General features: G+C 69.4%; 18 protein-coding genes and 1 pseudogene. 14 read left to right on the forward strand and 5 right to left on the reverse strand.

Translation table 11 applies throughout. From position 1 onward, the window contains the following. Nucleotides 1–45: 45 nt before the first annotated feature. From AB0L53_RS14050 to AB0L53_RS14080, 7 genes are all read left to right on the forward strand, one after another. Nucleotides 46–1,434, forward strand: a complete 1,389-nt coding sequence (locus AB0L53_RS14050; protein WP_358549185.1) for a sugar porter family MFS transporter — start codon at nucleotides 46–48, stop codon at nucleotides 1,432–1,434. Between the two features lie 10 nt (nucleotides 1,435–1,444). Further along, entirely contained in the window at nucleotides 1,445–1,960 is a 516-nt protein-coding gene (gene mug, locus AB0L53_RS14055; protein WP_363993248.1) for a G/U mismatch-specific DNA glycosylase, read from the forward strand. A 126-nt stretch (nucleotides 1,961–2,086) separates the two neighbouring features. Beyond that, nucleotides 2,087–3,337 carry an NAD(P)/FAD-dependent oxidoreductase gene (locus tag AB0L53_RS14060; protein WP_363993249.1) on the forward strand — a complete coding sequence of 417 codons (1,251 nt, stop codon included), beginning with the start codon at nucleotides 2,087–2,089 and terminating at the stop codon, nucleotides 3,335–3,337. An 8-nt stretch (nucleotides 3,338–3,345) separates the two neighbouring features. After that, nucleotides 3,346–9,171 (forward strand): type I polyketide synthase, encoded by a 5,826-nt coding sequence (locus AB0L53_RS14065; protein ID WP_363993250.1) that lies wholly within the window; start codon nucleotides 3,346–3,348, stop codon nucleotides 9,169–9,171. Then, nucleotides 9,168–9,611, forward strand: a complete 444-nt coding sequence (locus AB0L53_RS14070) for an acyl-CoA thioesterase (protein WP_357940874.1) — start codon at nucleotides 9,168–9,170, stop codon at nucleotides 9,609–9,611. The genes AB0L53_RS14065 and AB0L53_RS14070 overlap by 4 nt, the downstream gene beginning before the upstream one ends. A 25-nt stretch (nucleotides 9,612–9,636) precedes the next feature. After that, nucleotides 9,637–10,446, forward strand: a complete 810-nt coding sequence (locus AB0L53_RS14075) for an SAM-dependent methyltransferase (RefSeq protein ID WP_363993251.1) — start codon at nucleotides 9,637–9,639, stop codon at nucleotides 10,444–10,446. 264 nt (nucleotides 10,447–10,710) lie between these two features. Next, nucleotides 10,711–11,577 (forward strand): serine protease, encoded by an 867-nt coding sequence (locus AB0L53_RS14080; RefSeq protein ID WP_363993252.1) that lies wholly within the window; start codon nucleotides 10,711–10,713, stop codon nucleotides 11,575–11,577. Here the strand turns inward: AB0L53_RS14080 and AB0L53_RS14085 are convergent. From AB0L53_RS14085 to AB0L53_RS14095, 3 genes and pseudogenes are all read right to left on the reverse strand, one after another. Next, nucleotides 11,517–11,993 carry a hypothetical protein gene (locus tag AB0L53_RS14085; RefSeq protein ID WP_363993253.1) on the reverse strand — a complete coding sequence of 159 codons (477 nt, stop codon included), beginning with the start codon at nucleotides 11,991–11,993 and terminating at the stop codon, nucleotides 11,517–11,519. The two genes, AB0L53_RS14080 and AB0L53_RS14085, sit on opposite strands and share 61 nt — an antisense overlap. Nucleotides 11,994–12,242: 249 nt before the next feature. Then, nucleotides 12,243–12,386: pseudogene (locus tag AB0L53_RS14090) on the reverse strand (MerR family transcriptional regulator); the annotation flags it as partial. Nucleotides 12,387–12,505: 119 nt separating this feature from the next. Further along, a complete protein-coding gene (locus AB0L53_RS14095; RefSeq protein WP_363993254.1) occupies nucleotides 12,506–12,724 on the reverse strand; it encodes a hypothetical protein in 219 nt (72 codons plus the stop codon). A 263-nt stretch (nucleotides 12,725–12,987) separates the two neighbouring features. Between AB0L53_RS14095 and AB0L53_RS14100 the strand changes: the two genes are divergently transcribed. After that, entirely contained in the window at nucleotides 12,988–13,404 is a 417-nt protein-coding gene (locus AB0L53_RS14100) for a hypothetical protein (protein ID WP_363993255.1), read from the forward strand. Nucleotides 13,405–13,470: 66 nt separating this feature from the next. Here AB0L53_RS14100 and AB0L53_RS14105 read toward each other — a convergent pair whose 3' ends face one another. After that, a complete protein-coding gene (locus tag AB0L53_RS14105; RefSeq protein WP_363993256.1) occupies nucleotides 13,471–14,814 on the reverse strand; it encodes a helix-turn-helix transcriptional regulator in 1,344 nt (447 codons plus the stop codon). A gap of 222 nt (nucleotides 14,815–15,036) precedes the next feature. Between AB0L53_RS14105 and AB0L53_RS14110 the strand changes: the two genes are divergently transcribed. Together AB0L53_RS14110 and AB0L53_RS14115 are read left to right on the forward strand one after the other, a co-directional pair. Further along, nucleotides 15,037–15,471, forward strand: coding sequence for an ATP-binding protein (locus AB0L53_RS14110; protein WP_363993257.1), 435 nt, complete (start codon nucleotides 15,037–15,039; stop codon nucleotides 15,469–15,471). Nucleotides 15,472–15,991: 520 nt separating this feature from the next. Further along, on the forward strand, nucleotides 15,992–17,044 hold the full coding sequence (locus AB0L53_RS14115; protein ID WP_363993258.1) for a LacI family DNA-binding transcriptional regulator: 1,053 nt from the start codon (nucleotides 15,992–15,994) through the stop codon (nucleotides 17,042–17,044). Nucleotides 17,045–17,089: 45 nt separating this feature from the next. Here AB0L53_RS14115 and AB0L53_RS14120 read toward each other — a convergent pair whose 3' ends face one another. Beyond that, the gene (locus AB0L53_RS14120; protein WP_363993259.1) at nucleotides 17,090–18,352 is read right to left on the reverse strand and encodes an MFS transporter; all 1,263 of its coding nucleotides are present in this window, start codon (nucleotides 18,350–18,352) and stop codon (nucleotides 17,090–17,092) included. 128 nt (nucleotides 18,353–18,480) lie between these two features. On the opposite strand from AB0L53_RS14120, the gene AB0L53_RS14125 reads away from it, so the two are divergent. The 4 genes from AB0L53_RS14125 to AB0L53_RS14140 are packed head-to-tail and all read left to right on the forward strand — an operon-like array spanning nucleotide 18,481 to nucleotide 21,834. After that, on the forward strand, nucleotides 18,481–19,515 hold the full coding sequence (locus AB0L53_RS14125; protein ID WP_363993260.1) for a Gfo/Idh/MocA family oxidoreductase: 1,035 nt from the start codon (nucleotides 18,481–18,483) through the stop codon (nucleotides 19,513–19,515). Between the two features lie 17 nt (nucleotides 19,516–19,532). Continuing rightward, nucleotides 19,533–20,003 carry a heme-degrading domain-containing protein gene (locus tag AB0L53_RS14130; protein ID WP_363993261.1) on the forward strand — a complete coding sequence of 157 codons (471 nt, stop codon included), beginning with the start codon at nucleotides 19,533–19,535 and terminating at the stop codon, nucleotides 20,001–20,003. Next, the gene (locus AB0L53_RS14135; RefSeq protein WP_363993262.1) at nucleotides 20,000–20,935 is read left to right on the forward strand and encodes a hypothetical protein; all 936 of its coding nucleotides are present in this window, start codon (nucleotides 20,000–20,002) and stop codon (nucleotides 20,933–20,935) included. The genes AB0L53_RS14130 and AB0L53_RS14135 overlap by 4 nt, the downstream gene beginning before the upstream one ends. Then, nucleotides 20,932–21,834 carry a sugar phosphate isomerase/epimerase gene (locus tag AB0L53_RS14140; RefSeq protein ID WP_363993263.1) on the forward strand — a complete coding sequence of 301 codons (903 nt, stop codon included), beginning with the start codon at nucleotides 20,932–20,934 and terminating at the stop codon, nucleotides 21,832–21,834. Before AB0L53_RS14135 ends, AB0L53_RS14140 begins: the two co-directional genes overlap by 4 nt. Nucleotides 21,835–21,881 lie beyond the last annotated feature (47 nt).

The following is a 21,881-nucleotide window of genomic DNA, read 5'->3' on the forward strand; positions in this document are numbered from 1 at the left end:
GTGGAGTGACTACGGGTAAATCCCCATTTCGGGGAGGAGGCCCGCATGGCTACTCAGTCCGGCCACCAGGAGAACCTCGGCCACGTCGTCTTCATCACGGCGGCGGCGGCCATCGGCGGGTTCCTGTTCGGCTACGACAGCGCCGTGATCAACGGCGCTGTCGTCGGCATCCAGAAGTACTTCCACGTCGGCCCGGTGGAGATCGGGATCGTGGTGGCCATCGCGCTGCTCGGCTCCGCCATCGGCGCCTGGATCGCGGGCCGGCTGGCCGACTGGTGGGGACGTACCAGGACCATGCAGGTGGCGGCCATCCTCTTCTCCGCCAGCTCGATCGGGCAGATGCTGCCGTTCGCCCTGTGGGACCTGGCCTTCTGGCGGATCCTGGCGGGCATCGCGATCGGGATGGCCTCGGTGCTCGGCCCGGCCTACATCGCCGAGGTGTCGCCGCCCGCCTACCGGGGCCGGCTCGGCTCGTTCCAGCAGCTCGCGATCGTGCTGGGCATCGCGTTCTCGCAGCTGGTCAACTACGCCTTCGTCCGGCTGGCCAGGGGCGACGTCAACAACCCGCTGTGGGGACTGCAGGCCTGGCAGTGGATGCTGGGCGCGTGCGTCGTGCCGGCCCTGCTCTACCTGCTGTTCGCCTCGACCATCCCCGAGTCGCCCCGGTACCTGATCGCGGTCGGCCGGATCAGGCAGGCCCGCACGGTGCTGACCGAGGTCGAGGGCGAGCACGTAGATCTGGACGCCCGGGTCGCGGAGATCAATCAAGTCCTCAGGACCGAGGAAAGGACCACGATCAAGGAGCTGCGCGGGCCCGCCCTCGGGCTGCTGCCGATCGTCTGGATCGGCATCGCCCTGTCGGTCTTCCAGCAGTTCGTCGGCATCAACGTGATCTTCTACTACTCGTCGGTGCTCTGGCAGTCGGTGGGCATCACCCAGGCCAACTCGCTGCTGATCAGCTTCTCCAGCTCGGTCATCAACATCATCGGCACGTTCATCGCGATCTCGCTGGTCGACAAGATCGGGCGCAAGCCGTTGCTGCTCATCGGCTCGGCGGGTATGGCCATCGCGCTGGGCACGGCCGCGTGGGCGTTCTCCTACGCCCGCGGGCTCAGCCTGCCGGCCCCGCAGGGACCCATCGCGCTGGTCGCGGCCAACGTGTTCGTGCTGTTCTTCGCGCTTTCGTGGGGTGTCGTGGTGTGGGTGCTGCTGGGGGAGATGTTCCCCAACCGCATCCGGGCCGCCGCCCTGGGCGTGGCCGCCTCGGCGCAGTGGATCGCGAACTGGGCGATCACGGTGACCTTCCCGGCCCTGTCGAAGTGGAACCTGCCTCTGACGTACGCCATGTACTCCTTCTTCGCCGTGCTGTCGTTCCTGTTCGTCGCCAAGTTCGTCAGGGAGACCAAGGGGCGCAAGCTGGAGGAGATGGGTTAGCCTCCGGTGCGTGATTGACGACGTGCTCGGTCCCTCGGTCGAGGTGTTGTTCTGCGGGATCAATCCCGGGCTGATGTCGGAGGCCACCGGTCATCACTTCGCCCGCCCCGGCAACCGGTTCTGGCCCGCGCTGCATCTGTCCGGGTTCACGCCCCGGCTGCTCGCTCCCGCCGAGCAGCACCTCCTGCCGTCGTACGGGCTGGGCATCACGAACGTGGTCGCCCGGCCGAGTGCCAAGGCGTCGGAGCTGACCCGTGAGGAGCTGATCGAGGGCGGGGCCCGGCTGGCCGGGCTGGTGGCGTCGGTGCGGCCCCGGGCGCTGGCCGTGCTGGGGATCTCGGCGTACCGGACGGCTTTCGCCCGGCCGAAGGCGCGGATCGGTCTCCAGCCCGAGCCGGTGGGCGGCGTGCCGGTGTGGGCGCTGCCGAACCCGAGCGGCCTCAACGCCCACTGGAACCTGGCCGGCATCGCCGCGGAATTGCGGCTGCTGCGCGAGCACATCGGGCGGCCTTCGCGCAACTCTTGACGATCTCAGAGCTCGCTCCCTACTATCGGGTAACTCTTTAATGATCAACGCAATCCCCGTTTACGGTTCAACCACTTCCAGGTAGGCGGGAGTGGGCTTCGCCGTAGCCTCGTAGGGAAATCTCGCATGACAGATGACTATGACGTCGTCATAGTCGGCGCAAGCATTTCCGGATGCGCCGGCGCAATACTGTTCGCGAATCTGGGAGCTCGCGTCGCGCTCTTGGAAAAGCATTCCGGCATGGACGCGTACAAGGTGTTGTGCACCCATACGCTGCAACCGAGTTGCCTGCCGGTCATCAAGACGCTGGGCCTGCTGCCGCTGCTCGAAGAGGCCGGGGCGCACCGGCACGTCACCCACCTGTGGACGCCCTGGGGCTGGATCGAGCCGCGCCCCGCGCCCGGCGCGGAGCCGCTTCCGCACGGACTCAACATCCGGCGCCAGACCCTGGACCCCTTGCTCAGGCGGCTCGCCGCCGAGACCCCGGGAGTCGACCTCCGGCTCGGCCAGAACGTCAACGGGCTCCTGGAGGAGGACGGCCGCTTCGCCGGAGTCCGCGTCACCGCGGGCGGCGTGGAGACCCGGCTGACGGCGCGGCTGGTCGTGGGCGCGGACGGGCGCAACTCGACCGTGGGCGCCCTCAGCGGGCTGCCCGTCAGGCTGAGCGCCAACAACCGGCTGGGCTTCTTCGCCCAGTACCGTGGCCTGCCGGAAGACGCGCCGAGCCGGGTATGGTTCCTCGACCCGGACACCGCCTTCGCCTTCCCCAACGACGACGGCGTCACCGTGATCTCCTGCTCGCCCAGCAAGGAACAGCACAGCTCCGCCTTCCGCGCCGACCTCGAAGGCAGCTTCGAACGGTTCGTCCGCGCCCTGCCCGACGCGCCCCGCATCGACGAGGCCGAACGCGTCTCCAAGATCGTCGGGACGCTCGACCTGCCCAACATCTACCGCAAGCCGTACGGACCAGGGCTCGCCCTGGTCGGCGACGCGGCCCTGGCCACCGACCCGCTGTGGGGAGTCGGGTGCGGCTGGGCGTTCCAGTCCGCGCAGTGGCTGGTGGACGCGGTCGGGGGCGCCGTGGCGAGCCAGGGCGACGTGTTGCCGGGCCTGGCGGAATACGGCAAAACGCACCGCGCGGCGCTGGACAGCCATCACAAGCTGATGGAGGATTATTCGGCCGTACGGCCGTTCAACGTCTTCGAGCGGCTGCTGCTTTCCGCGGCGGCCCGCGACGCCGGAGCGGCCAGGCATTATTACGACTTCGCCTCCCGGCTCATCGACGTCAAACAGTTCGCGTCACCGGGCTCGCTGCTGCGCGCGGCGCGGGTCAACGCATTTCACCGCCTCCGCAACGGCAACACGAATTCGATTTGAGGATGCCCGTGACTTCTCGTATCGCCGTAGTAGGAATGGCATGCCGTTTTCCCGACGCCGCCACCGCCGGTGAGCTGTGGGACAACGCGCTGGCGGGTCGCAGGTCGTTCCGGCGGCTGCCCCCGGAACGCATCCGGCTGTCCGACTACTGGTCCGCGGACCGTACGGCGCCCGACCACTTCTACACGACCGAGGCGGCGCTGTTACGCGACTGGGAGTTCGACCGGCTGCGCTTCAAGGTGGCCGGTACGACCTTCCGCAACACCGACATGGTGCACTGGCTCGCCCTGGAGGTGGCCGCCGAGGCGCTCGCCGACGCCGGGTTCCCCGACGGCAAGGGCGCGCCGCACGAGACCACCGGAGTGGTCATCGGCAACTCGCTCACCGGCGAGGGCCAGCGCGCGGCCGGGATCAGGCTGCGCTGGCCGTACGTACGCCGCATCGTCGCCAACGCCCTGGAGGGCAAGCTGGACACCGAGCAGCTCACCGAGCTGCTCGGCCGGATGGAGCACGACTACAAGGCGCCCTTCCCGGTGCCCGACGGCGACTACCTGGCCGGCGGCCTGTCCAACACGATCGCCGGACGCATCTGCAACCACTTCGACCTCAACGGCGGCGGCTACGCCGTCGACGGAGCCTGCGCCTCGTCGCTGCTGGCGCTCACCACCTCCTGCAACGCGCTGGTCTCCGGCGACCTCGACGTCGCGGTGGCCGGCGGGGTGGACATCAGCATCGACCCGAACGAACTGATCGGCTTCTCCAGGGCCGGCGCGCTCGCCGTCGACGAGATGCGCGTCTACGACCAGCGCTCCGCCGGCTTCTGGCCCGGTGAGGGCTCCGGCATGGTCGTGCTGATGCGCGAGGAGGACGCCGTCGCGAGAGGCCACCGCGTCCACGCCCTCATCGCCGGCTGGGGCGTCTCCTCCGACGGCGCGGGCGGGATCACCCGGCCGGAGTCCGACGGCCAGCGGCTCTGCCTCGACCGCGCCTACGAGCGCGCCGGGTTCGGCATCGAGGAGGTGTCGTACTTCGAAGGGCACGGCACCGGCACCGCCGTCGGCGACGCCGCCGAGCTGGAGACGATCACCGAGGCTCGAAGGGCGGCCGCTCCGGCCGCGCGGCCCGCCGTCATCGGCTCGATCAAGGCGAACATCGGCCACACGAAGGCGGCCGCCGGGATGGCCGGCCTGATCAAGGCGGTCATGGCGGTCAACAGCGCGGTGCTCCCGCCGACCACCGGCTGCGAACGGCCCCACAAGATCCTCTCCGGCGACTCCCCGGCCCTGCGCACCCTCCGCAAGGCCGAACCGTGGCCGCAGGACGCGCCGCTGCGCGCGGGCGTCAGCGCCATGGGCTTCGGCGGCATCAACACGCACGTGGTGATCGAGTCTCCGCGCCGGCGCCGCCCCCGCCTGGACGGGCGGACCCGGACGCTCATGAACTCCCCTCAGGACGTGGAACTGTTCTGCCTGGACGCCGACTCGCCGGCCGACCTGCGGCAGGAGGCGGAGCGCCTCGCCGAGATCGCGGTCGGCCTGTCCCGGTCCGAGCTGCCCGACCTCGCCGCGTACCTGGCCAGGAAGATCGGCCGCCGGGCGCGCCGCGCCGCGGTGGTCGCCGGCACGCCCGCCGCGCTCGCCGAGCGGCTGCGGCAGGTCGCCGAGTTGGCCGGGCAGGCCACGGAACGCCACCTCGACAGCGCGGCCGGGATCTTCCTCGGCACGCTCGGCGAGCTGCCGCGCATCGTGCTGATGTTCCCCGGCCAGGGCTCCGGCACCCGCGCCGACGGGGGCGCGCTGCGCCGCCGCTTCGACTCGGTCGACGAGCTCTACGAGATGGCGGCCCTGCCCACCGGCGGCGACCAGGTCGAGACCGCCGTCGCTCAGCCGCGCATCGTGACCGCCTCGGTGGCCGGGCTGCGGGTGCTGTCCGAGCTGGGCGTCGAAGCCGGTACCGCCGTCGGGCACAGCCTCGGCGAGCTCGTCGCGCTGCACTGGGCCGGCTCGTTCGACGAGGCCGCGGCGCTGCGGATCGCCACCGCCCGGGGACGGGCGATGAGCGAGCTGTCGGAGAGCGGCGGCGCGATGGCCAGCGTCACCGCTGACCACGACACCGTGGCCGCGCTGCTCGGCGACGATCCCGTGGTCGTCGCCGGCCTGAACTCCCCGCGCCAGACCGTGGTGTCGGGCCCCGCCGAGGCGGTGACCCGGGTCGTCGAGCGGGCCACCCGCCAGGGCCTGTCGGCGGTCAGGCTCCCCGTCTCGCACGCCTTCCACTCGCGGCTGGTCGCCCCGGCCGCCGACGTCTTCGCGGGCCGGCTGGCCGAAGAGCGGCCGGAGCCCGTCGGCCGGCACGTCATCTCGACCGTGACCGGAGCACCGGTCGTGGGCGAGCCCCTCGAACTGCTGCGCGAGCAGATCACCGCCCCGGTCCGCTTCATCGAGGCGCTCACGGTGGCGGCCAAGGACGCGGACCTGCTCATCGAGGTAGGCCCCGGCCTCGTCCTGACCCAGCTGGCGCGCGACATCGTCGACGTCCCCGCCGTCGCCACGCGTACGGACGACGACTCCCTGGCCGGCATCCTGCAGACGCTGGGCGCGGCGTTCGCCGTCGGCGCCGGGGTGAAGGTCGGCGAGCTGTTCGAGGATCGCTTCACCCGCGCCTTCGACCCGGCCGCCACCCCGACCTTCATCACCAACCTGTGCGAGGTCGTCCCGGAGATCGACTCCGCCCTGCTGGTCAGCGCCGCCGCTCCCTCGTCGGCCTCCTCTTCCCTGGACGAGCCCACCGGAGATCCGCTCCTCCTGCTGCGCCGGCTGGTCGCCGAGCACGCCGAGTTCCCGCTGGAGGCGGTGCAGGCGGACAGCAAGTTCCTGGACGACCTGCACCTCAGCTCGATCGTGGTGGGCGAGCTCGTCGGCGAGGCCATGCGCCGGCTCGGGCTGTCCGAGCCCGCCGCGCCCACCGGGTACGCCACCGCGACCCTGGGCCAGGTCGCCGAGACGCTGGAACAGCTGGTCGCGACCGGCGAGGCCCCGGCCGAGGACGCCGAGACGGCGGCGGCCCGCATCGTGCCGCCCGGCATCGCGCCGTGGGTGCACAGCTTCGCCGTCGGGAGACGCGAGAGCACCCCGTCGGGGCGTACAACGCCGCGCACCCAGGGCACCTGGCAGGTCATCGGTGAGCATCCCGCCGCCGACGCCGTCCGAACCGCGCTCGAAGCGGCGGCCACCGGCACCGGCGTCCTGGTGGTCCTCCCCTCGGGCCCGCGTGCCGAGCGGCTGGCGGTGCTGCGCGCCGCCGCCGAGGCGGTGCTCGCGGGTAAGGAGGTGACCCGCTGCGCGATCGTCCAGGAGGAGCCCGGCGGGGCCGGTTTCGCCAAGAGCCTGCACCTGGAGGCGCCCTGGGTCGCCACCACCGTCGTGACCCTCCCGCTCGACGCGGCCGAGGCGCCCGCGTGGATCAGCGCGGAGGTCACCGCGACCGACCGCTTCAAGGAGGTCTTCTACGACGCCGACGGCATCGGTACGGAGCCTGTCCTGACGCCGGTGGAGCTCGGCGGCACCGAGCTGCCGCTCGGCCCCGACGACGTGCTGCTCGTCACCGGCGGCGGCAAGGGCATCACCGCTGAATGCGCGCTGAGCCTGGCCAAGGAGACGGGCACCCGGTTGGCCCTGCTCGGCCGATCCGATCCGGAAGAAGACAGCGAACTGGCCGCCAACCTGGAGCGGATGGCGGCCACCGGAGTGACCGCCCGCTACGTGCGCGCCGACGTCACCGACGGGGCGCAGGTGGCCGAAGCCGTCGCCGCGATCGAACGGCACCTCGGCAAGGTCACCGGCGTCCTGCACGGAGCCGGTGGCAACGTGCCCAAGCTGCTCGGGGAACTCACCGACGCCGACTACGCGGCCACCATCGACCCCAAGGTCGGCGGGCTCGAAGCGGTACTCGCGGCCGTCGGCACGGACGCGCTGAAGCTGCTGGTCACGTTCGGCAGCATCACCGGGCGGGCCGGGCTGCGGGGTGAGGCCCACTACGCCATAGCCAACGAGTGGCAGAGCGACCTCGTCGAACGGCTGGCGCGCGAGCTGCCGCACTGCCGGTGCCGGGCCGTGGAGTGGTCCCTGTGGTCGGGAGTCGGCATGGGGGAGCGACTCGGCTCGGTGGAGAACCTCGCCCGCGTGGGCGTCACCACCATCACGCCCGACCAGGGGGTGGCCATGCTGCGGGAGCTGATCGCCGACCCCGGCGCGCCCGTCGTCACCGTGGTCACCGGCCGGTTCGGCGAAATGCCGACCGTGACCTTCAGCGCCGGTTCGGACGGGAGCGAGGAGCTGCCGCTGCTCCGCTTCCTGGAGCAGCCGCGCGTCTACTACCCCGGCATCGAGCTGGTCGCCGACTCCGAGGTCAGCTGGGCCAGCGATCCCTACCTCGCCGAGCACGTCTTCGGCGGCGGGGAAGGGGCGGTCGTGCCGGGCACGGTGGGCATGGAGATCATGACTCAGGCCGCGGCCGGCCTGCTCGGCACGGACACCGTGCCGGTCCTGGAGGACGTCGAATTCCTCCGGGCCATCGTCGTGACCGAGGACGCTCCGGTGACGGTACGGGTGGCGGCGCTGCGTACCGGGCCGGGCCGGGTCGTCACGGCGGTTCGTACGAGTACGACCAAATTCCAGATCGACCACTTCCGAGCGGTCTGCGACTACTCCGGCGCCCAGCCGGAACCACTCGGGCGCACCGGCGACTACTCCGGCGTCAAGCCCGAGACCCTCGGGCTGACCCGGCCCGGCGACGTGGCGCTGCCGCCGCTGGCCTTCGACCCCGCGACGGACCTCTACGGGCCGATGCTCTTCCACGGCCCGCGCTTCAAGCTCGTCGAGAGCGTCCACCGCACCGGCGCCCAGCACGTCACGGGACGGCTCATGGCCGGCACCGGCTCCTCCTGGTTCGGGCGGTATCTCCCCGACCGGCTGCTGCTCGGCGACCCGGCCGCCCGGGACGCCTACATGCAGCCGATGCAGACCTGCGGGCCGACCGTACTGGCCATCCCCGCGGGAGTGGAGCGCATCGTGCCGGGCCCGTCGACCGGCGCGCAGCCGACCGACGTCTACATCCGGCACCGCTTCGACGACAAGTGCTGGGACATCGAGGTCACCGACCGCGACGGCGACGTCATCGAGACCTGGCAGGGCTTCCGGACACAGCTGGTCAGCAAGTACGAGGTACCTCGCGAGTGGGTCCCCATGCTGCTGGGCTCGTACCTGGAACACGTGCTCATCGAGCAGAACCTGGCCGGCCGCGTCCTGTTCGACACCGACGGCGACGGACTGGGGCGGCGGCAGGCCAGCCGGCTGGCCGTCCAGCGGCTGTTCGGAGCCGAGGCCGAGGTCGTCTGGCGCCCGGACGGCAAGCCGGAGGTACTGGGCGGACAGACCGTGTCGATCGCGCACTCGGCGGGCGTCACCATGGCGACGACCACTCCGGGGTGCGATCTGGAGACGGTCACGCCCCGGAGCAGGCAGACCTGGTCGACGCTGCTCGGCGCCGACCGGCTCGCGCTGGCCGAGGCCGTCGCGGACGAGACCGGGGAGGACTTCGACACCGCGGCCACGCGGATCTGGACGGCCGCCGAGTGCCTGGTGAAGGCGGGCCGGCCGGTCGACGCCGCGGTCACGTTCGACTCGGCGCGGGAAGGCGGCTGGGTGGGGCTCGTCGCCGGTGATGACCGGATCCTGACGATGTCCACCAGGCTGCGGGGTGTGGCCGCCCCCGTCATACTCGCGATCCTGGCCGCGACCGACCCGAACGCCGGCAAGGCGGGGGAGCTCCGATGACCGGGGACGCGTACGAGTACCGGCACGTCGTCGGCATCGAGGACACCGACCTGCTCGGCAACGTCAACTACGTCAACTACATCCGCTGGCAGGGCCGCGCCCGGGAGATGTTCCTGCGGGACTTCGTCCCCGACGTGGTGGCCGGGTTCGCCGACGGGGTGCGCCTGCTGACCGTGAGCTGCCACTGCGACTACCTGCGAGAGCTGGCGGTCTTCGACGAGGTGGTCATCAGAATGCGTCAGGGAGAGCTGGGCCAGACCCAGTCGGTGATGACCTACGAGTACTGGCGTCAGCTCCCGGACGGAGGAGAGGAACTGGTCGCCACCGGGGAGCAGCGGATCGCCTGCGTACGTCCCGACGAGAACGGCCACCTGGTTCCGGCCCGGATCCCGGAGCAGATGCGGCGCCTGCTCGAACAGGTACGCAGCCCTCGCCGTTGATCTTCGTCATGTCGAAGGAGTGCCGATGCACGCTGTTTCCGCCACCGCCCGCTGGACGGCGGCCGCCAGGGCGAAGGAGTCGCGGCGCGAAGACGCGATCTTCACCGACCGGCTGGCCGAGGAACTCGCAGGGGAGGAGGGCGCGACCCTCTTCGCCCGCTACGACAACCCGGGCGTCGGCGAGTTCATCGCCATCCGGACCCGCTACCTGGACGACGTGATCTCCGTACGCTCCGGCCTCGGACAGGTCGTGCTGCTGGCGGCCGGCCTGGACACGCGCTCCGTACGACTGCCGTGGCCTCCGGAGACCGTGCTGTACGAGATCGACCAGGCCGACCTGCTGGAGGAGAAGGACAAACGGCTCGCCGAACTCGGCGCCCAGCACCGCTGCGCTCGCCGGGCCGTCGGCGCCGACCTGACCGGCGACTGGCCGCAGGCGCTCAGGGAGGCCGGCTGGGATCCGGCGGCGCCGACCCTGTGGGTGGTCGAGGGGCTGCTGTTCTACATGCCGGAGCCCGACGCCCGCCGGCTGGTGGAGCGGGTCGCGGAGATCACGGCTTCCGGGAGCGTGCTCGCCGGGGATCTGCTCAGCCACCAGTCGATGATCAGCGAGTTCTCGCGAGAGGGACTGCGCAGGCTGACGGAGGACGGCTGCCCGTGGCTGTTCGGCACCGACGAGCCGGAGGAGTTCCTGTCCGGGTGCGGCTGGCGGGTCACGGAGCTGAAGACCCCCGGGGAGGAGGGCGCCTCGTACGGCCGGTGGCCGTGGGATCCGCCGCTGCCCCGGGACGTCATGGGTTTCCCCCGGAACTTCCTGTTCATCGCGGACCATTGACGTACGCGCTCATCGCGGACGCTGACGTAAATGCTCATCGCGGACCGCTGACCAGCATGGTCGCGCGGTGATCGTGGAGTGATCGTTTGATCACGTTCGGTACCGGCCATTTGCACCCGCAGGTAGCCTTGGCCTGTGGCAGGTGCCTCTGACCAGCCACGTAACACCCCTTCCCCCTCAGATCACGGGCCGGTGCGGCTGCCATCACGTTGAGTTCGCAGCGTTCAAAGTGTCTCCTCAGCCGCCCCAACTGATAGGAGACTTGTGTTCAAGGCAATCAGCAGGCGATCAATGGCGCTGGCCACCCTCATGGCTCTAGGGCTCGCACTGATCACCACCGCCACGGCCGCTGCGGGCGTGAACCACGCCGCCATCATCGGAGGTAGGGACGCGACGGAGACCTACTCGTTCATGGCGTCCTTCCGGCTGAGCGAAGTGCCCAACCACCACTGTGGCGGCGCCCTCATCGCCGCCGACTGGGTCGTCACCGCCGCCCACTGCAAGGGCCTCATGAAACCCGGCGAGACCCGCGTACGCATCGGCTCCCTCGACCGGGACAAGGGCGGAGTCGTCGCCCGCGTGAAGCGGATCGTCACCCATCCCGACTGGAGCGGCCGCGACTCGGACGGGGAACGCAAGGGCGACCTGGAGCTGATCCAGCTGGACCGCCGAGTGAACCTTGCGCCCATCCGCATCGCCGACGCCCCTGGCCGAGTGGGCGACCCGAGCCGGGTCATCGGCTGGGGCATGACCTGCGAGAGCATGGCGAGATGTGAGAACGGTTCCGAGAAGCTGCAGGAACTCGACACCGTACGCGTACCCGACAACCGTTGCGTCGACCTCAACAGCGGCACCGAACTGTGCACCAGCGACAGCGCCGGGCGCGCGGCCAGCGCCTGCCACGGTGACTCCGGCGGCCCGCAGATCCGCAAGGTCGCCGGCCGGTGGGAGCTGATCGGAGCCACCTCGCGCGACGGTGACGACGTGGACGAGCGGATGGGCGGCGGCGCCGGCTGCTCCACCAATCCTGATGGCGGGCCAGGGGTCGGCGTCTGGACGGACGTGACCCACTACCGCTCGTGGATCACTCGCACCATTGGGGAGCGCGCTCCCGCGGAGCCTCGCTCCTGAGTGTCGGTACGGTCACCCCGGAAATCGGCCACGCGCGTCCATAGGCTCACCACCGGGTTGGGCATCCCGCCGGCCCGTACGTCCAGGAGCACGCGGGAGCGCAGACCCAGCGTCTCGGTCTCCTCCGGGGTCCAGCGGTAGCCGACGGCGCGTTCGACGTGGCCGCCGGGCGCGGTGTCGGCGCCCAGGTAGGCGACTCGCGCGGCCGCCCGGGCGATGTCGTACGCCTCCCGTAGGGCGCAGGCCGTCTCCAGCAGGGGTATCAGGGCGAGGTGGCCCGGCGGCAGGCCGTGCTCGCGTTCGCACCGGCCGAGCAGCCGGTCCGCCGGCCGTGGCCTCGCTGGTGGCCGAGGTGCGGCCCAAGGGGCTGGCAGTACTGGGTATTTCGTGTTTCGTACGGCTTTCGCAGTACCCAAGGCGTCGATCGGACTGCAGGAGGCGAAGATCGGCGAGACGCCGGTGTGCTGGAGGGCCGACTGACGAGTATGACCGGGGCTGCGCAGCGCGCTTACCAGGCACGTGACCAGGCTCTGCGAGGGTGACGGGAGGCCGCCATTTGATCAGGCTCGTCGTGGTCGCCCGGCCGGTCCATTCGGTCACCCATGAGGTAAACCTGGGGAATCGCCACCAGGTCTTTCTCATCTATGAACGATCAGCGAAATACCGCGCAGGGCTTGCGCGTGCGGCGGCGTATAGGTGCTATAGCCGTGGACGGTGCTTTCGGCGGTGGGCAGGATGCCGGCATCCTCGTAGTTCCTGATCGCCTGCGTGGACAGACCGTGTGCGCACGCTAGGTCCACCGGCCTCATGGATGATCACCGATTGAAGGTGCGTCGAGATGAGAGCGGGCATTTTCCCGGCGCTGCCGGGCAGGCAATGCGAAACGCCGCCCCAGGTGTCTGAGGCGGCGTTCAGCCGTGCTGGGAACTTAGTGGGCCAGAGCGTAGCGCTTGGGGTTGCTGATTGTGGTGCAGTAGTACCCGCTCGGCGCCAGCTTGAGGTCGATCTCGCAATTCCGGTGGCCCGCTGTGGTGTAGGGATAAGTCTTGACGACCGTCTGTGCGGATGCCGTGCCCGCGCCAAGGGCGAGGCCAATGGCGGCCGTCGCGACGACAAGGGACAGCCCCTTGGACATGCTGCGGAACATGGAAACTCCTGACTTTAGGCTCAGAAAGACGCCCTCCACGATACACGATTATGGAGCACGTGCTCTGTTATCGCTCTAATGAGCGTCGCGCTCCTGCTGCGGCACTGTCTTCTGCCCCGTATGGCGTCTACTTCAAGAGCGTGACCGGACATGACCCACTACCGCGGCGTGATCCACTAGGGCGGTGATCCCCCTCTTTGGGGGGCGGTCTCCCCCGAGCAGGGGAGTCTCGGCGGCTCTCGTGGCTGGCAGAGTCGTCGCCCATGAGGATGATGGGTTACGCGGCCATGGGCTGGACCGGGCTCTATGTGGTGTCGAAGGTGTTCTTCGCCTTGGAGGGACGGCTGGGGGTCACGGGCGGCCCGCACGTCGCCCCCGAGAGCTACCAGGGTTACGAGCCAGGCGAGGTGGCATCGGCTCAGTGGGCCAACGCCGGGAGCGGGCTGTTGATCATCATGTTCCTGCTTGCCGCCCAGGTACGGTTCGACAGGCGCTGGCCGCGCGTGGTCCTGCTCGTACTGCTATGGCTGTGCACCGCCATGGCGGCGGTGGGGGCGGTCGGCATGCTGGGCGGCGCGCTGCTCACCGATCGCGGCGGTGCGGTCTTCGGCGGTTACTTCACCCTGTGTAGATGCGGTGACCAGTGCAAACTGACTCCCCTGATGCGACTCTTGGCGTAGGGCGGGGCTCGGCTGCGCAGCCGAGCAGTTTCTCGCTCTTAGCAGCCGTTCAATCGCAGGGAGCGGTCAAATGCTGAGCAAGGTGCGGGCGCGGTCCAGGAAGCTGCGAGCCGCTGGCTCCGTCCTGTAAGGGGCCAGCAGTTCAACGAAGCCGCGAATGTGGTCGGTACTGCGCGTGGAGCTGATGTGCTCCGTCAAGCTCAGGGCCTGACCGGCGGAGTCGCAGGCCCGGTCGAGGTCTTTCTGCTGCAGTTGGGCTGTGGCCATCCGGGTGAGGTAGAGAGAGTGGTCGCGTACGTAGCCTGGGCCGTATCCGGCGGCAGCTTCGGTGAATTTCTGCTGTGCTCTGACAGGGTCGCCCAGGTCGAGCATGCACGAGCCCGTCAGCATGTCCACTTCAGCGCGATCGACCCAGTATGCCCAAGGTGGGTCGTCGTCGCTGGTGCCTTCGTTCAGGCAGTCAGCGGCCTGGTTCAGAGCGTGGTAACAGCGGCGGGCATCGCCCGTCTTGGCTAGCGCTCTGGCTTGGCGGGCGTGCAGCATCGCATCGACGGTCGGGGTGCTGCGTCCACGTACTGCGGCTTGAGCCGTGCGGACCATGCTGTCGGCCTCGTGAGGGTTGCCCACGGAGTACTGCTGGATGGCGGCGAAGGCGAGGATGTTCGCGCCCAGCAGACGGTCACCGCTGGTGTGAGCGGAGCGCAGGGCGGCGTGGAAGTAGCGTTGCGCGGCGGCGTGCTGGCCGGCGTCGAAGCGCATCCAGCCGGCCATTCGTGCCAAGTCGGCTGCTTGGGTGTTGAGGCGGATGCCTTGGGCCTCGGTGTAGGAGCTCTCGCTCAGCAAGCGGGTGACCAGCGACAGGTGGGCCTCGGCTTCACCGATCAGGTCGCCGCCGCCCAGAGTGTCATCGGCGCGTTGCAGGTCGGCGATGCGTTCATCAATGCGGCCGATCATCGCGGTGCTGACGCGGCGGCCGGACCCGGTAACGGCGTGGACAATCTCGGGTTCGGTGATCAGCCAGTCGTGGAGAAGCGTGGTCAGGGTGACGCCGGACAAGATGACGAAGCCGCGACGGTCCATACGTCCGCTCCTCAGCGAATCAGCTAGGACCTCCACCGTACCTCTGGGGGTCCAGGGATAGTACAGCTCGGGAATGTCGGGAGCGGGTAGCCACAGCGGCCACGGAGCCAGCAGGTGTTCGCCTTCGGGGAGATTGAACACCTTGACGAGAAGTTCCTGGGTGACGACATCGGGGACTTGGCCGTGCTCCCAGCGCGAGACCGTCTTCTTGCTGGTCGCCACGTTCACGTGCTCGCGACCGCCTGCATCGAGCACCTGCTCGGCGAGGTCCTTTTGCGACCAGCCGCGTAGCTGCCGAGCCTGCGTCAGGCGGTGATGTGCGACGTCCACAGCGCCTCCTGGAAGACCTGGCCGGGCCCTGGCGCCATGATAACGCTCGGTTGGGCAATGGTCAGCAGAACGTCACCATGGCGGCGACCTTCAGGGAGCAGCAGGGGACCGGAGGGGACTTGACACGGCCGTGTGTCCACGCTGAGCGGTCTTCCACAGCAGGCTGGTCGGGAGTTTCCTATGGGAGGTGAACGCGCCCGATCGAATCGTGGAGGTTGCCCAATGAGTGGGCTGTTCCTGGCCGAGATCATATTGCCAGGGGTGACGCGTTCGGTGTCGGTGGCTCGCCGGTGTGTGGGGGAGGTGCTGATGGTCGCCGGGCATGAGGACGTGGACGATGTCCAACTGGTGGTGAGTGAGCTGCTCACGAACGCCGTGTCGCACACCGCATCCGGCGAGCCTGGCGGGTTCGTCACGGTGGAGGTTACCTCCCTGGATGCCGCGACGGCCTACATCGAGGTCATCGACGAAGGGGCGGCGGTGACCGTTCCCGAGGTACGTAACGCCGACGCCGGCGAGTGTGGCGGGCGGGGGTTGTGGCTGGTAGAGGCGGTTGCGGTCGGTTGGGGCGTGCGCGATGGGGGCTGCCGACGGCAGGTGGTGTGGGTGGAGATGTCCACCAAGAGCGGCATGTCCGCCGGTGCGGCGAGAACGTGAGGGCGTGAAATGAGGTGCACCGGAGTGTCCTGGACTATTGATCAAGCGTGGTTTCCTCCTCACTGCATCAGCCCGCACCCGTCCCCCGCCCAATCGCAGGCCGAGCGACTGACGTGGAACGCGCCGCGTGACCACGGCCGAGACGTGCGCGTCGTCGCGTGGACCTGCGAGTGCAGCAGCCCCTTCTACGAACTGTGCCAGGCGGGCGGCCAGCGATTTATCAGACGCACCCGAAACGAGCCGAACATGCGGATCGTCGACGAAAGCGACCGATGGAATGCCCGGCAGGCGAACGCGCGGTGGAACGCCTCACTCCTCGGCCTTCTCCTCTGAGGAGACGAGGCGGCCGGATTGGTCGCATCTCGAGGGACTGCGGATTCGTGGTGGCCCCGCATCACCACTATCGCTGACACCGATCATCACTCTGATCGACAGCGTTACGAAAGACAGGTGGGTCCGGCCGCACCGGCCGGTTCGCTTGCGACACGCGACCCGATTAGCACGTGCAAGACTGGTACGTATGACGACCGGCGTGGATGGTGCGCGGACGCCGCGGAAGCACAAAGGTTCCGGCCGGCTGCCGACGATGCAGGACATCGCTGACCATGTGGGTGTGTCGCGTCAGCTGGTCTCGCTGGTGATGCGGGATGTTCCCGGGCCGAGCGCGGAGTCGAAGGAGCGGATCCTCGCCGCGGCGAGTGAGCTCGGGTATCGGCCGAATGCCTCGGCGCGGCTGCTGCGCCAGAATCGTACGCGCCTGATCGGAGCGGTGTTCGAGATCCGCCATCCGTTTCAGGTGCGTTTCGTGGAGCGGCTGTTCGTCCGGGCGGCGGAAGAGGGCTTCGGGTTGGCGCTGGGGCCGAGGACGGTTGAGCGGTCGACGGATGTCGTTGTCGCCGAGCTGATGGAGCAACGGGTGGAGGCGCTGGTCGCGTTCAATCCGGATCCGGCGTCGAGTGCCCTGGCGGAGGCTTGTGATCTTGTGCCCGTGGTGTGGCTCGGGGAGTGGGTGCGGAGGCCCGACATCGACAACGTCCACGTGGACGAGGTCGAGGGTCTTCGTCTCGCGATCGAGCACCTCGTGGGGCTTGGGCATCGTGACATCGTCTACGTCGGCGGGCTCGGGGGGAACGTAGGCCGGGATCGGGCCGATGCCTACCGCGGGGCGATGGCCGCGTTCGGGCTGGAGGATCGGATCGAGGTGCTCTCCAGCGGCTTCTCCGAGGAGAACGGCGCGAGCGCGGCACGCGAGATCCTGGGGCGCGAGCGGCGTCCGACTGCTTTGGTGTGCTGCGGCGACCAGTGCGCGGTGGGTGTGCTGGCGGTGCTCGCGCAGGCGAATGTGCCGGTGCCCGGCGAGATCTCCGTGGTCGGGTTCGACGACAGCTACCTGGCGTCGCTGTCGTACCACCGGCTGACGTCGGTTCGGCAGGATGTCGAGGCCACCGTCGAGGCGACCTTGACGTCGGTGCTGGAGCGGCTCGAATGCGGTGACAAGCCGCGACGAGTGAGTGCGACGCGGACGGAATTGGTGGTTCGCGAGTCGACAGGCCCCGCCCGTACCGGGTCGTGACGTGTGGATGGCACGGCCACGGCCCGGCTGCGGCGACGGGCTGGGTCAGCGGACGCCGCGGATGGGGATGATGAGCGCGGCGCCGATGGCGGTGATGATGCCCGCGCCCCAGAGCAACGCCGGGTAGTTGTCGCCACCGCCGATACCCAGCAGCATGAGCCCGAGCGCGGGAGCGAGAGACTGGGGCAGGGAGTTGGCGATGTTCATGACGCCGAGGTCCTTGCCCGGCTTGTCGGGGTCCGGCAGGACATCGATGACCAGAGCCGTGTCGACGGCCGCGTAGATGCCGAAGGCGAGTCCCATGATGATCTCGGCGAGGTAGAACACGCTCACGCTGTCGGCGAAGGCGAGGATGACCAGCCCGATGCCGAACACGAGTGAAGAGCCGGCGACGAAGATCTTTCGGCGACGGAGCTTGTCGGACAGCCAGCCGGCGACGGCAGTGCCGATGAACAGGGTGATCGTGTACAAGAGCACGCCGTTGGCGACCACCGCGACCGCGTCGGTCGCGCTGAGGCTCAGGTGGCCCTGCATGTAGAGCAGCCGATAGGTGGTGAACATGAAGGCCCCGAGGACCATGCAGAACCGCGACCACCAGGCCAGGCCGAAGTCGGGGTACTTGATGGGGTTCGTCCAGAAGGTGCCGAGGATCCGGGCGAAGGAGAACGGCTGGACTGGTGTGTCCGGGAGGCGATCGGGAGTGACGAGGACGTAGACGACGATGCAGGCGACGCCGATGACGCCGGGCGCGACGAACAGGATGGGCAGGTTCTTCACGAGCAGGACGGCGCCGTAGCTGCCGGCGAGGATCGACACGTTCTGCGCGAGAGCGAGGACGCTGGACGCGCGGCCGCGCTGTGTTTCGGGGACGTTGTCGGCGAAGCTCGCGACCAGCGCCGCGGATGCCGCGTTCGACGCGAGCTGGCAGACCAGCCAGGCGATGGTCAGCGTGAGCACGTTCGTGCTCGCGGAGACCCAGACGAGGCCGGCCAGCAGCGCCACGACGCCGCCGAGGAGCCAGGGCCGGCGACGCCCCCACCGCGTCTTCGTCGCATCGCTCAATGCTCCGAAGAGTGGGTTCCCGACCAGGGCGCCGAGCGCGCCGATGGGCAGCACGGTGCCGATGATGGATGCGGGGTTGTCCGGGTTCAGCTCCTGCGCCTTGAGCTGCATGCTGACGATCACTGGCGACAGGATCGCCACGAAGATTCCGAACTGCGCTATCCCGAGGGCAGCGAGGTACCAGTTACGGACTGGCTGGAGGGGGAGGGGGGGTGTGTGCGAGCGCGCCGGCAGTTCTGTCGACATCGACGCCTCCTTTAGTTCGTATCCGAACGCCAGAAACTCGGCCAACACAATTTGGCTCGTGCTAACCTGCGCGTAACTTTAGCTCGTGCTAAGTGAGTTTTCTAGAACGTCGATGACATGGAGTGAACATGCTGCCTACTCATCTCCCCGACCCCGACCTCTACCTGCCAGGCACGGGGGAGCCGTCGCTCCGGTGGGGCCTCGTAGGACCGGGATGGATCGCGGGTGAGTTCGCCAAAGCGCTGCGCGCCCACACCGCGCAGCGCGTCGTCGCGGTCTCGTCCCGCTCGGCCGATCGGGCGGCCGCGTTCGCCGCTGAGCACGGCATCAAGGTCGCGCTCGGCTCCACGGAACAGCTGGTGACGCACCCAGAGGTGGATGTCGTCTACATCGCGACGCCGCAGAGCGAGCACCTGTCGATCGGGCTGGCGGCGATCGCCGCGGGCAAGCACGTACTGATCGAGAAGCCGATCACGGTGAGCGCGGCCGAGGCGCGAACGCTGGCCGATGCGGCACGTGCCGCGGGGGTGCTGGTGATGGAGGCGATGTGGAGCCGCTACCTGCCCCAGACGTCGGTCATCCGCAAGCTGCTCGCCGATGGCGTACTCGGGGAGGTTCGTGTCGTACTCGCCGATCACGGGCAGGCGATCACGGCGGATCCGCAGCATCGCCTCTACCGGCCTGAGCTCGGCGGCGGCGCGCTGCTGGATCTGGGCATCTATCCGGTGCAGTTCTCCTCGATGGTGCTCGGCGCCCCGACCCGGGTCGTCGCTGTGGGCGGCATGACGAAGACGGGCGTGGACGCCTACTCGACGCTCGTGCTCACCCATGAGGGCGACGCGCAGTCCACGCTGTACTCGTCGATCCTGGCTCGAACGTCGATGACCGCCGTGATCGCCGGATCGGCGGCGACGATCAGCGTCGACGGCAGCTTCTACACCCCCACGTCCTTCACGCTCGCGGACAGCAACCCGTTCGCCCCCGTGCTCACCTGGAGCGACCCGACAGACCTGAAGCTCTTCGCCGGGCTCTCGTGGGAGGCCACGGCGCTGGCCCGGTTCGTCGGCGAAGGCCGTACCGAGTCGCCCGTGCACACGCTGGACGAGACCGTCTCGATCCTCGACACCATCGACCAGGCGCGAGCCCAGCTCGCCGCCTGCTGACTCGAAGGAGAGCCATCATGACCGATCTCGTCACCACGCTGGAACGTCAGGAGCAGGAACTGGTCTTCGACGCGTTCGACCACGCGGACGCCTGGCGACTGGGCACCCGGATCACCGCGATCGCGCAGGAAGCCGGCCACAAGGTGGGTATCGACATCCGCCGGCCCGGTCTGATCCTCTTCCGCGCCGCCCTGCCGGGGATCACCCCCGACCAGGACACCTGGATCGCCCGCAAGGCCGCCGTCGTCCTGCGCATGGAGGCCAGCAGCGCGCTGGTGGACGCCCGCCTGTCCGCCATGGGAGTGAATCCGGTCGCGGCCGGATGGCTGGGCGCCGAGTACGCGGTGACCGGCGGATCGTTCCCCATCCGGGTACGAGGAGCCGGGGTCGTCGCGGCGGCGACCGCCTCCGGGCTGTCCTCGCAGGAGGACCATGACCTCATCGTCGAAGGCATTCGCGCCTACCTGGCCGAAGGAGCCGGTAAGTGAGCGACCAGCGAGAGAGCGGCCAGCAGAAGGTGCCGCAACGGCGGTTGCGGCCCGGGCAGCGCGCCCGGATCCGTGTCTGGGATCGCCGCAGCGGATCCGTGCGTACGGTGTCCGAGTCGCGTGATCGCCTCTACGAGGCGCCGAACTGGACGCCCGACGGCCGGCTGCTGATCAACGGCGACGGGAAACTCTGGCTCCTGCCCGTCGACGGTTCCGAGCCGCCCCGGGAGGTCCCCGCGGAAGGGCTGCCGGACGTCAACAATGACCACGTCCTCGCCCCCGACGGGGAGACCGTGTTCGCCTCGGCGAACGACTGGCACATCTGGCAGGTCCCCCTCACCGGAGGCCCGGCGCGTCGCGTCACCACCGATGACGGCGGGATGCACTTCCTGCACGGCGTCAGCCCCGACGGGCAGCGGCTCGGCTACGTCCGCTTGACCCCGGAAGGGGACAACTGGTGGGCGTCGGCGACCATCCACACTGTCGGCGTCGACGGGCGGGGAGATGTCGCCGTCACGACCGACCCGGGCCCCGCGGACGGATGCGAGTGGACGCCGGACGGCGAGTGGATCGTGTTCAACACCGAACAGTTCTCCACCACGCCCGGACACGCCCAACTCGCCCGCGTACGGCCGGACGGGACCGAGCTGGCGCAGCTGACCTTCGACGAGCGCGTGAACTGGTTCCCGCATGTCGCTCCGACCGGCGACGTCGCGGTCTACCTCAGCTACCCGCCGGGCACCACCGGGCACCCCGCCGACCTGCCGGTCGAGCTGCGGCTGGTGTCGGTCGGCGCCTGGCAGGAGCCGACCACGCTGGTCGCGCTCGACGGCGGGCAGGGCACGATCAACGTGCCCAACTGGGCGCCGGACGGATCGGCGTTCGCCTTCGTGGACTACCCCTTCGACCAGCCTGCGAGGAGACTCCCATGACCCTGGTGCGCCGCACCGCGATCAACCCGCTGCCGTGGATCCTCGGCGAGGGCGGCTACCGGCTCGACCGGGCCGTCCTGAAGGAGGCGATGACCGCGCTGTCGGAGGTGGGGTTCACACATCTGACGATCGAGCTGCCTCCGGAGATGACCCCGAAGGAGTACGGTGCGCTGCTGGCGGAGCATTCGTTCGCGGCCGCGCCTGGCTACTTCTCCGCGCCGTTCCATGACCGGGATCGCCACGGCGAGGCCGTCGAGGCGATCAAGCGGCACGCGCGGGCGCACCTGGAGCTCGGCGTGGACAGCGCCTTCATCGCCACCGACCTGCTGATGGACCGTATCGCGCACCCTGCCGTCGGCACCGGATACGACGCGGACCGGACGCTCGTGGTGGCCGACGGGCTCGCGGCAACTGCCGAAGCGGCCGCCGCCGAGGGAGTGCGGTACGGGCTGCACCCCCACGTCGGCTCCGCCGTGGAGGTCGAGCCGGAGGTACGCGCCGTACTGGATGCCACCGCGGGCAGCGCACTGTGGTTCGGCCCCGACACCGGCCACCTGCGCTGGGCCGGCGCCGTGCCGGAGAAGGTCATCGCCGACTACGCCGACCGGGTGCTCAACGTTCACCTGAAGGACGTCGACGCCGCGGCCGCGGACGCCGCACGGGAACGTGACGAGGACTACATGGCGGCCACGGGCGGCTCGAAGGTCTGGATCGAGCCGGGACGCGGGGCGATCGACTTCGATGCCGTCCTCGCCGCTCTCCCCGGGGGGTTCGACGGCTGGTTCGTCATCGAGGTGGACGTGCCCAACCTGCCCACTCCGACGGAGAGCAGCGCCGCGTCGCTGGCGTTCCTGCGGCAGCACCCGTACTTCACCACGCCAGTCGGAGGCGATGCCTGATCGCCACCCGCGCATGTCGTGCGTCCCCGAACATGGCGTCGTTGCCG

This window comes from Nonomuraea sp. NPDC052129 (assembly GCF_040680095.1).
GTDB lineage: Bacteria > Actinomycetota > Actinomycetes > Streptosporangiales > Streptosporangiaceae > Nonomuraea.